Source organism: Aquimarina algiphila (genome assembly GCF_947494415.1).
In the GTDB taxonomy this organism is placed as follows: Bacteria; Bacteroidota; Bacteroidia; order Flavobacteriales; family Flavobacteriaceae; genus Aquimarina; species Aquimarina algiphila.
This window is the reverse complement of the sequence record NZ_CANLVC010000002.1, coordinates 50,340-64,669: the sequence shown is the minus strand read 5'-3', so window position 1 is coordinate 64,669 and position 14,330 is coordinate 50,340. Positions and strand designations below refer to the sequence as shown.

The window sequence follows — 14,330 nt, the reverse complement described above, 5'->3', positions numbered from 1 at the left end:
AATTTACTTCCTAATAATTTTTACGGTACTATCGCCTCCTATTTTGATAATTGAAGAAGGTTTTGCACCTTTATTTTGTAGTGGCAAATTTACAACATAGTCTACGCCTTCCAAAATAGCAGAAGCTATTTCTTCAAAGTTTTTTGGAGTAGATGTACCGCTAATATTAGCTGATGTAGAAACAATGGGTCTTTTTAATTTCCGAATTAATTTTCCACAAAAAGGATCTCTGACTACTCGAATTCCTAGGGTATTGTCATCTGCTATTATATTTTCTGCAACTCGTAATGGTCTGTCATAAACTATTGTAGTTGCTTTTGTAGCATATTTTAATATATCATAAGCTACCTCAGGAACTTCTTCTACATATTGTTGTAGCATTTTAAAATCACTGACAAGACATATCATAGACTTGCTTTCTATTCGTTTTTTTAGCGCAAATATCTTATCTATAGCGTCTGCATTAGTAGCATCACAACCAATACCCCAGACAGTATCTGTTGGATAAAGAATAATTCCCCCTTTTTTTAATGTTGTAAGTGTCTTTTCTAATTCTATTTGTTGATCAACCATTACTTTGTATTAAATATCAATAGGTTTGATTTGTTGTTTATGTTTTAATGACCTCGTTAATGGAGCCTGTAGTAAAAGTGTATAAAACAGAGGCCAATATTTAGGTTTTATGATACTGCTGAAAAAATACCTGATCTGTAAATATGTTAATAGTACATAAAATGATAGTATACCATAATGTTTTTTGATAACATATAGTAATGATATTTTTAGTTCTATCTTTATTTTTACAGATTTTTCAGTACTTGCCCCATGATAATGTATAAAAGTAGCATCAGGAACAAGAAACGCAGATTTATTTATTTTGGATAAACGTTTACAAATATCTGTTTCTTCATAATACAGAAAAATATTAGTATCAAAACCGCCCACCAAATTAAAATCATTAGCTCTAAAAAACATAAAACTTCCGGCCACAAATTGTCCTTGTTGAGGTTCTGTGTATAGCCTTTTTCTTTTTGGGTACTTTTTAGAGTTTAATTTCTCTAAGAACTTTCTTCCTAAGATTTCTCTCCCTAAAGAAGCAAAATGATCAATAGTGGGGAGTATTTTTTTATTCTCATTAAATGCTTGAGGTCCACAAACGCCAACATTGGTATTTGTATCCATAAAATTTTTCAAAGAAGAAAGACAATCACTTTCTAGGATAGTATCATTATTGATAAAAGCTAAGTATTTGCCAGTAGCTTTTTGTACTCCAATCATATTACCACTTCCAAACCCTGTATTTATATTACTTCTAGTAAGCTCTATTGCAGCATCTATATCAATGGTGTCAATGTACTTTTTTAATGTTTGATAACTCTCTTTCTCAGAACCATTGTCTACTACTATATATTGACAAGATAATTGAGGAGAAGTATGTTTTATAAGAGATTTGATACAGTTAATCGTATATTCCTCAGAATTATAATTAATGATTATAACTGAAATATCATACATACATTATTTTTTTAGATATTGATCTACACCCTTTTCTATATAAGTAACTCCTTTTTCAGTAGTTTCTTTTTCTATAATTTCATTAAGGTGAATATGGCTTTTGTCCTGTTCATGATGATATATATGAAAAACAATACCTTTAAATTTTAATCTTTTTCCTTTGACACCAATATTAAGCAGACGTTGAATCATCTCACTATCATCAATTCCCCATCCTGTTAGTGATTCGTTAAAACCATTTACTTTAAGAAAATCTTCTCGCCAGAAAGACATATTACACCCTCTTAGTTTAGATGATCGTTGATCTTCTTTTTTATATCTTTTTGCTAAAAAAGGAATACGCAATGTTCGCCCTCTTTTTTTAATGCCTTTTGAAAAGAAATGAAAATGCGTTTGTTTTTTTTCAAAAAGGGTATTTAAATAATTTTCCTGAATATTAACACGACTTCCATATAAAAACACTCCTTTTTCTGCTAATGAAAGATGATCTTTTACAAAGTCTTTATGCATAATAATATCACCATCAATCTCAACAATATAATCATATTTAGCACTGGCAATTGCTTTATTCATAATTGCCGGTTTTTGATTTTTATTATCCTCGTGCCAGATGTGATATAATGGAACAGGAAAGTCTTTCTGCATCTTCTTGATTAGTAATGCCGTATCTTCTCCAGATCCATCATCGGCAACAATTACTTCATCGGGTAAATGCGTTTGCTTTTTTATGCTTAAAAGTAATAGTTCAAGGGCTTCAGGCCAATTGTAGGTGGGAGTAACCAAGGAACATGTGGGATATGCCTTCATTTAGAATGATTTATTTTGCAAAGTAACGGATTTTCATCATAAGAATTTGATATCAAAAATAATTATAATAATTCAATATGATATTATCTGTAGAATAGTGCTTATTATTTGAATATATTTGCAAAAATCAAAACCCATGGATTACGAGAATAAACCTCAGGGATATTATGATAATATTCGACATGAAATGATCAAATATCTTCCGGATACTGCAAAAAAAATAATAGATATAGGATGTGGTAATGGAGCTTTTGCTATTGCACTTAAAGAAAAAACAGGAGCAGAGATCTGGGGAATAGAATATATGGATGATGAAGCCCAAATAGCAAATGAAAGATTGGATAAAGTGTTTTCTGGGAAGTGCGAAGATTACTTGGATGAGCTACCAGATAAATATTTTGATGTTATTTACTTTAATGATGTATTAGAACACCTTGTGGATCCTTATATGGTTTTGGATAAGGTAAAACATAAATTGACACCTGGTGGAGTAGTGATTAGTTCTATTCCTAATGTGAGATACTACAATACCTTTTTGAAAGTGTTGTTTAAAAAAGATTGGAAGTATGAAGGGCATGGAGTAATGGATAAAACACATCTTCGTTTCTTTACAGGTAAAAGCATTAAAAGAATGTATGAAGAATTAGGGTTTGAAGTAAAGGAACATGAAGGTATTAATGGAAGTAAATCTATTAGGCCATATCTATATAATATCCCTTTGTTTTTTGCCCATATGGATATAAAATACCCTCAATATGCTACAGTAGCTACTTATAAAAACTAGCTTATAAAGGATGCGAAATAAATTTGTTATACATTCTGAATATATAGGAATTCAAGATGAAGTTAAAGAGACGATTAAGAACTTTGAAACTTACAATGATATACTAGGTGATGCAGAACGTAATGTTATTAAGATTGTAGAAATTGGAGGTGAAAAGTATACGATTAAATCATTTAAAGTTCCTAACCTTATAAATCAGATTGTATATAGATTTTTTAGAAAATCAAAAGCAGAGCGATCTTATAGTTATGCAAATAATTTGTTAGCACTAGAAATAAAAACTCCATTTCCTTTGGCCTATGATTTATATACTACACCATTTTTATTAAAAAAAAGTTATTATGTAAGTGAGTTATTAGAGTACAATCTTACTTATAGAGAATTGGTGAGACAGCCAGATTATCCAGATCATGAAAATATTTTAAGAGCTTTTACCCAGTTTACCTATGATCTTCATGAAAAAGGAGTGTTGTTTTTGGATCATTCGCCGGGCAATACTTTGATTGTGAAAACAGATACTGGGTATGATTTTTATTTGGTAGATCTTAATAGGATGGAATTTAAGGATTTGGATATGGATACCAGAATTCGCAATTTTTCTCGATTAACACCTAAAAAAGAAATGGTTGCTATTATGGCTAATGAATATGCCAAGTTAACTGGTGTAGATGAATCTATGATTTATCAAAAAATGTGGGGTCTCACAGAAGCCTTTCAGCAGAAGTTTTACAAAAAAAGAGCTTTGAAAAGGAAAATATTTTTCTGGAAAAAGAAATACAGAGAAGAGAGTAAATAATGATTGATTATAGTGAAAGCCATTTTTTAAATTTCCCTAATTTTTCTATAGCAACGAATATGTTATCCTCATTGGGCGATGGATTTAATGATACTTTTATTCTCGATTTTGAAGTATAATACATTTCGCCAATAGACTTTAAGTTTATAATGTATCTTTTGTTAATTCTAAAATAAACAGAGGGGTCTAATTCTAATTCTAGTTTTTTTAATGAAAAGTCGATGGGCATTTTTTTTCCACTCCAAAGCGCTATAAAAGTAAGTTTTTCTTGGGTATAGAAATAGGCAATTTCAGTAATGTCAACAGTTTTTAAACTAGAATTCATTTTTACCAAAAACCTTTTTTTAAAACCTTGTCCATTATGTAGATATAAATCTTTGTATTTTGGAAGTTCTTTTTTGTTAAGCAATGAAAATTTGCTAATACTACGTTGTAATGCTTCCTTATTTACAGGTTTTAATAAATAATCAATACTATTTTGTTCAAAAGCTTTGATGGCATATTCAGAATAAGCAGTAGTAAATATAATTGGGATGTTAATTTCAAGAATTTTAAAAATTTCAAAAGAATACCCATCAGATAAATTAATATCCAAAAAAATCAAATCGGGGTTTTCCGAAGATAAATAATGTATAGATTCATTTACAGAAGAAAGTACTTTTATGATTTTAATTTGATCATTTACTTCATGAATTAGATTTTGTAATCTAATTGCTGCTATACTTTCATCTTCTATAATGATGGCTTTAGTCATAATTCAGGTTCAATTAAAGGGATATAAGCAATATAGTTACCATTGAGTATTTCGAAACTTGGAGATTCTGTATGTAACATTTTATATTGATTAATTAAGTTTTTTTGACCAATCCCTAGAGATTTTTCGTAGTTGTTGTTTTTAGGCTGAAAATTGTTGGTTACTTTAATTATTGATCCTTCACTTATGATGGATATTTTTAAAGGCTTTTTACTTTCTATAATATTATGTTTAATAGCATTTTCAAACAATAATTCTAAAGTCATGGGAGGAATTAAGAAATTAAGCTTGTTTTCTTCGATGTTATCCTCCATGCTAACATATTCTCCAAACCTTATTTTTTGCAAAGACATATAAGAGTAAATTAACTGAAGTTCTTTTTTTAGAGGAACGACTACTTCTTCGCTTTGCGTTAAATTATATCTGTAGATGTTAGATAATTCTTGCAAAAAATATTCAGCTTTTTTGCTGTCAATAGTAATTAATCCCATTAAACTATTAAAACTATTGAAAAGAAAATGGGGGTTTAACTGTTTCTTTAAAGTTAAATACTGAGCTATTGATTTCTCACTTTGATACTGTGTTAGCTTAACTTTTATATCTTGTTTTTCTTTCTGCATTTCTAGAAAAATTTCAATAAAATATAAAAATGTAATAATAGAAAAATTAACTATTAAAATACTCCAGAAAGTTAGTCCGAAGAAAGGCTCTCCCGGGGGATCGTCATCATCAAAAAAATAATTGGTTACTGGCATTATCATAAAAGTCAAGACTACAGTTTTGAGTATGATAACTAAACCCCAAAAGCCTAAAGTTTTTGATTTGTTTTCTTGAAATATGATTTTATAGGCAATATGTTTTTTAATAAGCATTCGAGTCCAAAAAACAAATACCGTAAATAGAAAAGTCGTCGGTAACAGAATAATTGTTTCTGAGATGCCTTCTTCCAGACTGCTAGTATACACTTCACTAATGAAGTGAAGTGTATTAAACAAAAGAATAATGAAGAGGTAGAAGAATATTCTGTTAGCTTTCAATGTTTATGGTTTTAGTTTTCAGTTATAGTTATCGTATCTTCTTCAATATCCACAGTGTAAAAATAACCTAAAGCACGATTAGTGTTATTATCTAAATTTATTAAATTTCCTCGTATTGATGCAGGAGGGGGGTTGCCAACTATAGGATTCCCTAAATTTCCTGTTTGTACAAATAATTCTTTAAGATAGTGAAAATAAGATTCTGATATTGATAATTGCTGAGCTGTAGCTAATTCTCCAACTTCAAAAGCAATCTCATCGTTAGGGTTAACCCCAATGCGTTGCTGTCCATCAAAAAATTCATCAGATACTACTAATACTTCACTATTACCAGCATCAGGAACAATAGTGAACTCTCCATTTTTAAAAAGTCTATAGTAATAATAATTGGCCACATTAGCAGGATCTGTAGTGTCAAATTTCACAAAATATCCCTCATCGCTAACTATAGTTTCTTCTTCAAATTCGAAATAAAAATCATCAAATTTTGGTGCTTCAGATAAGGTGTCAGAACCTTGATAAGTTTCTCCATTCCATACTATATTAATGGTGTAGGTATTCCCAATTTCTGGAAGAATATCTGTGTTTTCATAGTATCCGTTATTGTTATGGGTAAATTCCCAAGAGTTTGTTCCGTCTGTGATTATAACCTGTGCATTATCAACAAAGGGTTCATCGGTATTAGATAAAAAATTTGCGGTTGTTGTAAGTCGTATACGCTGTGTAGTAACAGGGGTTATTGTATTTCGTTCTAAACCTCCATCAATTACTAATTTAGGTGTGGTATCTGCCAAGGTGATATCATTAGTTACATCTGTTTCACAAGATGTAAAGGTGATAAGAATTAAAAAGGCGTATAGTATTATGGATATATTTTTCATGATTATAATTTTTTAAAACTTGAATTCATAAGATATACTAGGTACAATTCCGAAAAATGATAATTTGGTGGCTTGTGTCATCCCAGTTGCCATTTCGACCTCGTTTACTTCGTTTACCTCGTTAAAATATATAGAAGCGGCATTTTGTCGATTATATACATTAACAAGACTAAAAACCCATTTTCCATTTTTTCCTTTTTTAGGATTTAATGTTGCAGAAATATCTAACCTATGGTAAGCTGGTAGGCGATTTCCGTTTCTATCGTTATAATCCGCTACAACTAATCCGTTTTGTTCATATCTTCCTGTAGGATATGTAACTGGCCTTCCGGAACCGAAGACAAAATTTGCTCCAAAATCCCATCGTTTATTTAGTTTGTATAATCCAACTAAGTTTAGTTCATGTAATTGATCGCTATTACTAGGGTAGTAGTTATTGTTATTGATACCAAGTACTTTGGTTTCAGCACGAGCCAGTGTATAGCTTAACCACCCTGTGAGTTTACCTTCGTTTTTATTAAGTTGTACTTCGAGCCCGTAAGCTCTTCCTTGTCCTTGGGCAACTTGGGTCTCTATTTCCTCTGTGAATAAAAGATCAGCACCGTCTATAAAATCGGTAACGTCTTGTAGTTTTTTGTAATAGGTTTCAAGACTAAGGTCGTATTTCCCATTTTGAAAAGATTTAAAATAACCTAATGCTAATTGATCTGCATATTGAGGAGATAAGTAAGGGCCGCTAGGAGACCAAACGTCTAGAGGAGTTGGGGATGTAGTGTTGGAAATAAGGTGTAAATATTGATACATTCTATTGTAGCTAACTTTTAAAGAGTTGGATTCGTTTAGAAGGTATCTGATAGAAGCTCTTGGCTCTATATTATTGAAGGTTTTAATACGTTTTCCTGATCCATAATTCGTTATTCCTAATACTTCATTTTCTTCATAAATATCTAATGCAGAATTGTAAGTTAGAGGCGTGCCAGTTTCATATTCGCGAATATCGCCTTTTCCTAACCTAGAAAAGTTGGACCATCTTACTCCGTATTGTACGCTTAGTTTGTCAGAAATGTTTTGTTTTAAATCAATATAGATTCCATTTTCAAGCCCAAATTTATCACTGAATTCTTCTGCGTTTATACTAGAGCCATTAAGCGAAGAGATTTTTCCTGGTTTAAAGTTATAATAAGTGAAGTCTAACCCTGTTTTAAGAGTGTTATTATTGTTTATAAACCAGGTTAATCTTGGTTTTAGATTGTAATTAGAAATACTTGATTTCCATCTAAATTCTGATCCTGTTCTTAAGTTATCCAGGTTATAATCGTAGTTACTAAAAATAGCAGAGGTTTGTAGAAAGAGTTTCTCATTAAGTACACTTGTCCAACGCAAAGATCCTGAAGTGTTTCCCCATAAAGTCCCTAAGAGTCCGTCTAATTCGAATTTATCCCTGCCAAAATACCCAGATAAAAACAAGCGATTGTTTTTATTAATATCATAATTAGCTTTAAGGTTAAAATCATAGAAGAAGAGTGAACTATCTTTAAAGTCATCTGTGAGAAAGGTAAACAAGTCGATATAAGACCTTCTGCCCGCGAGCATATAACTTCCTGAAGCTTCTTCTTTATCTCCTTTAAGTATAGGGCCTTCGATTAAAGCCTTTGCAGAAATAAGGCCTATTCCGGCTTCTCCACCAAATTTTTTGGTATTACCTTCCTTTTGTTTAATATCTAATACAGATGATAGTCTACCTCCATAAATTGAAGGAATTCCCCCTTTATATAATTTGGCATTTTTTATAGCACTAGAATTAAAGACAGAAAAAAAACCAAATAAATGCGAAGCATTATAAATGGTAGCATCATCTAGAAGAATTAGATTTTGGTCAACAGAACCTCCTCTTACATTAAATCCCGAAGATGCTTCATTGACACTAGATACACCAGGTAATAACTGTAGAGATTTTAATACATCAGGTTCTCCTAATATTGCAGGAAGTTTTTTAATGGTTTCTCCTTTTAAAGATACCACACTCATTTCTGTTGATTGTATTTTTTTACGTGCTTTGTTAGAAGAGATTACAATTTCATCAAGTTCTGCTAATTCTTCTGCTAGGTCGAAATCAATTTTTTTATGGGCGTCTATAAAAATTTCTTTTCTAATAGTTTTATATCCTAAATAGCTAATTTCGACCTGGTGATTGCCTTTTTCAAGGTTTATAGAATAAAATCCATAATCATTAGTAGTGGTTCCATAAGCGTTATCAATAATAATGTTTACTCCTAGAAGTTTCTCTCCAGAATTATTGTTTTTGACATATCCACTTATTGTAAATTTTTCCTGAGCATAGCTTCCCAGGTAAAAAAAACAAAAAAGGTACATAAGTTGTTTATTCATATCTGATTTTATTTTGAACGATTTTGCTCAAAACTATATCAGCATAGTTCTTTAGTTCTTATGTATAAGGAAGAAGCTTGAAAAAACCTGATAAACCTGTTTTTTCTGTAATTAATAATGTTTTAGTTTGGCATTTTTTAGTTCTGAAACTCAGTTTTTAATATCATTTTTAATGAAAAACTGCTTAGAAAAGAATGGTTTAAAAAGGTATAAAGATTGAATTTATTTTCGATCTCTACGAAGCAACCATAATTTTACATACCTCATAAAGACAGTGTACCCTTGTATGTAACCAATAACCAAACCAGGAAGTCCATCTCTAAACCCACTTTGAATAATATAATGTTTAAAGAATCCCCAGAAAGGTTTGATAACAAAATGATATGGAGTTAATTTACCAGTTTTTTTATCATAATCATTTGCTTGCCACGCCGCATATCTATTCATTTTTGTATAATAAGCATCAAGAGTTGTATATGTATTGTGATAAAATTTGTTTTTCAAAAATGCTATTTTTCCATCTGTTTTTATTTCAGCATGTACTTGTTTGTCTTGGTATGAGCACCGATCTCTATGAAAAAGGCGGATTACTTTATCGTTTCTCCACCCGCTATAATTTATGCGCTCTCCCATAAAATGATTCATGCGCTTTATCCAGTATCCAGTTATATTATCAACTCCTGGATTTTCCAAAGTTTTTAAAATTTCATCTTTTAGCTCTGGTGTAACACATTCATCCGCATCAACAAGTATAATCCATTCGTGATTAGCTTGTGGGATAGCCCAGTTTTTTTGTGAAGCAGAATATTCATATTCCCGTTGGATTATAAAATCGGTATACTCCTTAGCTATTTCTATAGTTTTATCTGTGCTAAACGAATCAACCACCATAATCTCATCAGCAAATGATACAGATTCTAATACTTTTCTGATATTATGTTCTTCGTTATAGCAAGGGACAATAGCCGTAACTTTTTCTCTATGTGAAGCTTTTTTTTCTATGATGATTTGGTTTTAGAAATGCAAATTACAAGTTTTTGTTCAAAAAGTTATATAATTGATCAATGAATAATTCTGGTTTGAAATAAGGGTAAAGTTCTAATGATTTCTTTTTAAGTTCTTTACCGTTTTTATGTAAAAATAGTCCTGGTAAATAATCTGATAGGTGGACAGATATTTGTGTTTCTCCATCTTCAAACATATTCCAATCTTTTTTATGAATCCAAGGAGAGAAAATAGTAAATGTTGGTATGTCTAACGCTTTTGCCATGTTTACAGCTCCGCCTTCATTACCTATTAAAGAGTCGCAATGTGATAGAATAGCCAGAAATCCACGTAAACTTTTTGCAAACACATCAAAATGAATATGCCTTTGCGTTTTTGGCATAGTAAGGTTGTAAACAGCGCGAGCATCTTTTTCTTGATTAGGGATATAATTAAAAAGGATATTTGCTCCAGTTGTGTTCACTATTACATCAATCATTTTGGCCATATAGGCAAAAGGGAGTGTTTTTTTTGTTTCGCTTCCTAAAACGCTGATCATGATTAAGGGAGTTTTTGATTTGATTCCGTTGGATTCTAAAAACTCCCCTGCTTTTTGTTTTTCTTCTTTCGTTAAAAATATTTTAGGCCTTGTGATTTCGGCGGTAATTCTATTTTCTGGAAAAATTAAACGAAGCCTGTTTTCTATTGCTATACTAGCATTTGTAATAGAGTCAGGACTTCTTTTAATCGTTTTTGTATATAAAAATTGTGTATACCATTTGTGGAAAGACACTTTTGTTGGAGCTCCAGTGAATAGTGTGATAAGATTACTTTCTAACTTCCCGTAAACATCAATGACCTGATCATATCTGGTTTCCCGAATCTTTTTTAAAAAAGTGTAGAAAGCCTTTTTACTATCTTGATATTCTTTTTTAAATTCTACAATATGGTCAAAAAAAGGATTTTCTGTTAGAACTGGTTTTGTATTTGAGTTTACTAAATAATCAATAGTCGCATCAGGGTATTCTTTTCGCAATGCTTCACAAATAATAGTGCTTGTGAGCACATCTCCAATCATTTTTTGTTGAATAACCAAAATCTTCATAAGTCGGGGTCAAAAATAATAGAGCTTGCCTAAAAAAAATAAAGACAAGCCCAAAATCTTTATGTATTTTTTACTATACAGCTACATCATACTCTCTAAGCGCTTCATTAAGAGAGGTTTTTTTGTCGGTGCTTTCTTTTCGTTTTCCAATAATTAATGCACAAGGTACGTTATATTCTCCAGCTGCAAATTTTTTGGTGTAACTTCCTGGTATTACCACAGAGCCAGCAGGAACTATTCCCTTTCTTTCTACAGGAGTATCCCCAGTCACATCGATAATCTTAGTTGATGCTGTTAATACTACGTTAGCTCCAAGTACAGCTTCTCTTTCTACACGAACACCTTCAACAACAATACAGCGAGATCCAATAAATGCATTGTCTTCAATAATTACAGGAGCGGCTTGTAATGGTTCTAATACTCCACCAATACCAACACCTCCACTTAGATGCACATTTTTACCAATTTGTGCACAACTACCTACAGTTGCCCATGTATCTACCATTGTTCCCTGATCAACATATGCGCCAATATTTACATAACTAGGCATTAAGATAGTACCTGGAGAAATATAAGCCCCATGACGTGCTACGGCGTTTGGTACTACTCGAATCCCTTTTGCTTCATATCCCTTTTTTAATGGGATTTTATCATGATATTCAAAGATTCCCGCTTCAAGAGTTTCCATTTTTTGAATGGGGAAATAGAGTACAACTCCTTTTTTAACCCATTCATTAACTTGCCAACCTCCTTCAATAGGTTCAGCAACTCTTAGCTCTCCGGCATCTAATAAATTAACAACTTCTCTTATCGCGCTTTGCGTATTTGATTCTTTTAAAAGCTCTCTGTTTTCCCAAGCTTTTTCTATGGTTTCCTTTAGTTGGTTCATCGATTAAAAAATTTTGGTAAAGATAATAGCTTAGTTGGAAAAAAATACTGATTGAGCATATTTTAGGAATCCATTAATAAATAAGGTGTTTTTATAATAATGTTATATTTTTGCAGAAAAATAGATATGGGGCGAATTTTGGCAATAGATTATGGAGGAAAACGTTGTGGGATTGCGGTGACAGATGAATCTAAAATTATAGCTTCTGGTTTGACTACTGTTGACACCAAGGATATATTATCTTGGTTAAAAGAATATATATCTAAGGAAGAAGTCGAACTTTTTATAGTAGGAGAACCAAAAAGATTACATGGAGCTCCTTCAGAAAGTGAGAAGTTGATTCAACCATTTTTAAAAAAAATAAGTGAAGAAATTCCAAATATTCCTGTAAAAAGAATTGATGAACGTTTTACTTCAAAGATGGCTTTTGACACAATGCTTGCTAGTGGGATTTCAAAAAAGAAACGAAGGAATAAGGCGTTAGTAGATCAAATTAGTGCAACGATTATACTGCAGGATTATCTTTATAATCAGTAAATTAATAGAAAATAAGTAAGAAATATATGATACTTCCAATTGTAGCATACGGAGATCCGGTATTGAAAAAAAAAGGAAAAGAGATAACAAAAGATTATCCTAAATTATCAGAATTACTGGATAATATGTTTGAAACTATGTATAATGCCCATGGAGTAGGGTTGGCTGCTCCTCAGATTGGACTTCCGATACGTTTGTTTTTGGTAGATACAGAACCTTTTTCTGAGGATGAAGAATTATCTGAGGAAGAAGTAAATCAATTAAAAGGTTTTAGGAAAGTTTTTATTAATGCTCAAATTTTAGAAGAAACTGGAGAAGAGTGGGCCTTTACAGAAGGTTGTTTGAGTATCCCTGATATTAGAGAAGATGTTTTTCGAAATGAAACTATAAAAATTAATTATTTTGATGAGAATTTTGTTGAGCATACAGAGGTTTATAGCGGATTAGCAGCAAGAGTAATTCAGCATGAATATGATCATATAGAAGGAATTTTGTTTACGGATAAACTATCTAGTCTTAAAAAAAGGTTAATAAAAGGAAAACTGGCGAATATTTCTAAGGGTAAAATTAATTCTGAATATCGAATGCGTTTTCCTTTAGTGAAAAAAGGGAGATAATTTACTTTTAAATATTTATGTTGGTTAATGTTTGATTTTTTAAAACGAACTACTGATATTTGCCAACTTTGAAACGAACATATATGAGCTTAGATAAAATATTAGCAATTTCGGGTAAGCCTGGTTTATATGAGTTAAAAACACAAACGCGAAGTGGGTTTTTGGCTGAATCCTTATTAGATGGGAAAAGACTATCTGTAAGTATTAGACATAATGTAAGTGTATTAAGCGAAATTGCAATTTATACATTCACTGAAGAGGTGCCGTTACGAGAAATCTTTAAAAAGATTCAGGAGAAAGAAAATGGAGAGCAAGCAATAAGCCATAAAGAATCAAAAAACAAATTAGAAGCTTATTTTAGTGAAGTCTTGCCAGATTATGATGAAGACAGAGTTTATGTGAGTGACATGAAAAAGGTAATTCACTGGTATAATATTCTCCAGGCAAAAGGAATGAATGATTTCTCTGAACCAGAAGAAGATAAAGCTTCAGAAGAAGAATAAGTGATATCGTTATTCTTTTTTAAAAGGGTTAAAATATAGTTTTAATCCAATTCCTAAAGTTTGTGTGTTTTCTTCTGGGTTAGAAATATCTGGGGTGTTAAATTTTATAGATTTAAATCTGTCACTTAGTTGCATAGTAGTATACCTGATAAAAAATGCAAGTGATAATTTTTCGGACTCTGTGATATATCCTTCTAATCCTATTGATAAATTGAAAAAAGATATAGTACTTTTTCTTTTTTGTGATTCTATGATTTCATATTTTTCTTTGGGTTCAGATAAAGTCAGATAATTACTATTAATAATAAGATTTCCAGTGAAAAACTTAGGTTGTATAACCCACCATAAATTTTCATTGTTTCTTCCAATATTGATTTTTGGACTAATAGTTAGTAAAGATGCGTTATAACGGGTTTCTAATATAGCGTTTGGGGTAGAATTATGATCGTTAATGTTTATTTTATTTTGATCTTCTAATGTTCCAAAAGAATAACTAGTACCTATCTCAGGAGAAATCCAAAAATTATTAAAAAAAGCTACGCCTATTTCTATATCGGAAAAACCATTGTTTTTAAATCCTGTATCTCGGTAAACAGATAATTCTGTATACATGCCAAAGTTTTTTAACTGACCAATACAGATATGACTACTAAGTACTACACATAAATGTATAATTTTAACTCTAATTTTGTAAGTCATTATAAATTAAATGTTTCTACTTTTTATTTTTTTA

The 14,330-nt window shown here is 31.1% G+C and carries 16 protein-coding genes; 5 read left to right on the top strand and 11 right to left on the bottom strand.

All coding sequences use genetic code 11. The features are described 5' to 3' along the window. Positions 1-3: 3 nt before the first annotated feature. The 3 genes from PQF96_RS02810 to PQF96_RS02800 are packed head-to-tail and all read right to left on the bottom strand — an operon-like array spanning position 4 to position 2,322. Positions 4-573, bottom strand: coding sequence for an L-threonylcarbamoyladenylate synthase (locus PQF96_RS02810; RefSeq protein WP_109437087.1), 570 nt, complete (start codon positions 571-573; stop codon positions 4-6). Between the two features lie 9 nt (positions 574-582). Continuing rightward, positions 583-1,515, bottom strand: a complete 933-nt coding sequence (locus PQF96_RS02805; RefSeq protein ID WP_271765016.1) for a glycosyltransferase family 2 protein — start codon at positions 1,513-1,515, stop codon at positions 583-585. A gap of 3 nt (positions 1,516-1,518) precedes the next feature. Further along, positions 1,519-2,322, bottom strand: coding sequence for a glycosyltransferase family 2 protein (locus PQF96_RS02800; protein ID WP_271765015.1), 804 nt, complete (start codon positions 2,320-2,322; stop codon positions 1,519-1,521). Positions 2,323-2,458: 136 nt separating this feature from the next. Between PQF96_RS02800 and PQF96_RS02795 the strand changes: the two genes are divergently transcribed. Beyond that, a complete protein-coding gene (locus tag PQF96_RS02795; protein WP_200825126.1) occupies positions 2,459-3,106 on the top strand; it encodes a class I SAM-dependent methyltransferase in 648 nt (215 codons plus the stop codon). Positions 3,107-3,116: 10 nt separating this feature from the next. Beyond that, the gene (locus PQF96_RS02790; RefSeq protein ID WP_271765014.1) at positions 3,117-3,902 is read left to right on the top strand and encodes a Kdo domain containing protein; all 786 of its coding nucleotides are present in this window, start codon (positions 3,117-3,119) and stop codon (positions 3,900-3,902) included. A 7-nt stretch (positions 3,903-3,909) separates the two neighbouring features. Here PQF96_RS02790 and PQF96_RS02785 read toward each other — a convergent pair whose 3' ends face one another. From PQF96_RS02785 to PQF96_RS02755, 7 genes are all read right to left on the bottom strand, one after another. After that, on the bottom strand, positions 3,910-4,656 hold the full coding sequence (locus tag PQF96_RS02785) for a LytR/AlgR family response regulator transcription factor (RefSeq protein WP_271765013.1): 747 nt from the start codon (positions 4,654-4,656) through the stop codon (positions 3,910-3,912). Next, positions 4,653-5,693 carry a sensor histidine kinase gene (locus PQF96_RS02780; RefSeq protein WP_271765012.1) on the bottom strand — a complete coding sequence of 347 codons (1,041 nt, stop codon included), beginning with the start codon at positions 5,691-5,693 and terminating at the stop codon, positions 4,653-4,655. Before PQF96_RS02780 ends, PQF96_RS02785 begins: the two co-directional genes overlap by 4 nt. A gap of 11 nt (positions 5,694-5,704) precedes the next feature. Then, the gene (locus PQF96_RS02775) at positions 5,705-6,574 is read right to left on the bottom strand and encodes a DUF4249 domain-containing protein (protein WP_271765011.1); all 870 of its coding nucleotides are present in this window, start codon (positions 6,572-6,574) and stop codon (positions 5,705-5,707) included. Between the two features lie 12 nt (positions 6,575-6,586). Then, the gene (locus PQF96_RS02770; RefSeq protein WP_271765010.1) at positions 6,587-8,962 is read right to left on the bottom strand and encodes a TonB-dependent receptor; all 2,376 of its coding nucleotides are present in this window, start codon (positions 8,960-8,962) and stop codon (positions 6,587-6,589) included. Between the two features lie 222 nt (positions 8,963-9,184). Then, entirely contained in the window at positions 9,185-9,925 is a 741-nt protein-coding gene (locus PQF96_RS02765; protein ID WP_333967953.1) for a glycosyltransferase family 2 protein, read from the bottom strand. Between the two features lie 64 nt (positions 9,926-9,989). Then, a complete protein-coding gene (locus PQF96_RS02760) occupies positions 9,990-11,051 on the bottom strand; it encodes a glycosyltransferase family 9 protein (protein ID WP_271765009.1) in 1,062 nt (353 codons plus the stop codon). A 73-nt stretch (positions 11,052-11,124) separates the two neighbouring features. Next, a complete protein-coding gene (locus PQF96_RS02755; protein ID WP_271765008.1) occupies positions 11,125-11,940 on the bottom strand; it encodes a 2,3,4,5-tetrahydropyridine-2,6-dicarboxylate N-succinyltransferase in 816 nt (271 codons plus the stop codon). A 126-nt stretch (positions 11,941-12,066) separates the two neighbouring features. On the opposite strand from PQF96_RS02755, the gene ruvX reads away from it, so the two are divergent. The 3 genes from ruvX (at position 12,067) to PQF96_RS02740 (ending at position 13,597) form a co-directional block, all read left to right on the top strand. Next, entirely contained in the window at positions 12,067-12,477 is a 411-nt protein-coding gene (gene ruvX, locus PQF96_RS02750; RefSeq protein ID WP_109437076.1) for a Holliday junction resolvase RuvX, read from the top strand. Positions 12,478-12,503: 26 nt separating this feature from the next. After that, positions 12,504-13,094 carry a peptide deformylase gene (gene def, locus PQF96_RS02745; protein WP_109437075.1) on the top strand — a complete coding sequence of 197 codons (591 nt, stop codon included), beginning with the start codon at positions 12,504-12,506 and terminating at the stop codon, positions 13,092-13,094. 83 nt (positions 13,095-13,177) lie between these two features. Continuing rightward, positions 13,178-13,597, top strand: a complete 420-nt coding sequence (locus PQF96_RS02740; protein ID WP_271765007.1) for a DUF5606 family protein — start codon at positions 13,178-13,180, stop codon at positions 13,595-13,597. Positions 13,598-13,606: 9 nt separating this feature from the next. On the opposite strand, the gene PQF96_RS02735 is transcribed toward PQF96_RS02740, so the two are convergent. Next, a complete protein-coding gene (locus tag PQF96_RS02735; RefSeq protein WP_271765006.1) occupies positions 13,607-14,209 on the bottom strand; it encodes a hypothetical protein in 603 nt (200 codons plus the stop codon). Positions 14,210-14,330 lie beyond the last annotated feature (121 nt).

Excerpts from the sequence above, each read along its gene's own strand:
- PQF96_RS02810 (WP_109437087.1), bottom strand. The coding sequence starts at position 573 with ATGGTTGATCAACAAATAGAATTAGAAAAGACACTTACAACATTAAAA.
- PQF96_RS02805 (WP_271765016.1), bottom strand. The coding sequence starts at position 1,515 with ATGTATGATATTTCAGTTATAATCATTAATTATAATTCTGAGGAATAT.
- PQF96_RS02800 (WP_271765015.1), bottom strand. The coding sequence starts at position 2,322 with ATGAAGGCATATCCCACATGTTCCTTGGTTACTCCCACCTACAATTGG.
- PQF96_RS02795 (WP_200825126.1), top strand. The coding sequence starts at position 2,459 with ATGGATTACGAGAATAAACCTCAGGGATATTATGATAATATTCGACAT.
- PQF96_RS02790 (WP_271765014.1), top strand. The coding sequence starts at position 3,117 with ATGCGAAATAAATTTGTTATACATTCTGAATATATAGGAATTCAAGAT.
- PQF96_RS02785 (WP_271765013.1), bottom strand. The coding sequence starts at position 4,656 with ATGACTAAAGCCATCATTATAGAAGATGAAAGTATAGCAGCAATTAGA.
- PQF96_RS02775 (WP_271765011.1), bottom strand. The coding sequence starts at position 6,574 with ATGAAAAATATATCCATAATACTATACGCCTTTTTAATTCTTATCACC.
- PQF96_RS02770 (WP_271765010.1), bottom strand. The coding sequence starts at position 8,962 with ATGAATAAACAACTTATGTACCTTTTTTGTTTTTTTTACCTGGGAAGC.
- PQF96_RS02760 (WP_271765009.1), bottom strand. The coding sequence starts at position 11,051 with ATGAAGATTTTGGTTATTCAACAAAAAATGATTGGAGATGTGCTCACA.
- PQF96_RS02755 (WP_271765008.1), bottom strand. The coding sequence starts at position 11,940 with ATGAACCAACTAAAGGAAACCATAGAAAAAGCTTGGGAAAACAGAGAG.
- ruvX (WP_109437076.1), top strand. The coding sequence starts at position 12,067 with ATGGGGCGAATTTTGGCAATAGATTATGGAGGAAAACGTTGTGGGATT.
- def (WP_109437075.1), top strand. The coding sequence starts at position 12,504 with ATGATACTTCCAATTGTAGCATACGGAGATCCGGTATTGAAAAAAAAA.
- PQF96_RS02740 (WP_271765007.1), top strand. The coding sequence starts at position 13,178 with ATGAGCTTAGATAAAATATTAGCAATTTCGGGTAAGCCTGGTTTATAT.
- PQF96_RS02735 (WP_271765006.1), bottom strand. The coding sequence starts at position 14,209 with ATGTATACAGAATTATCTGTTTACCGAGATACAGGATTTAAAAACAAT.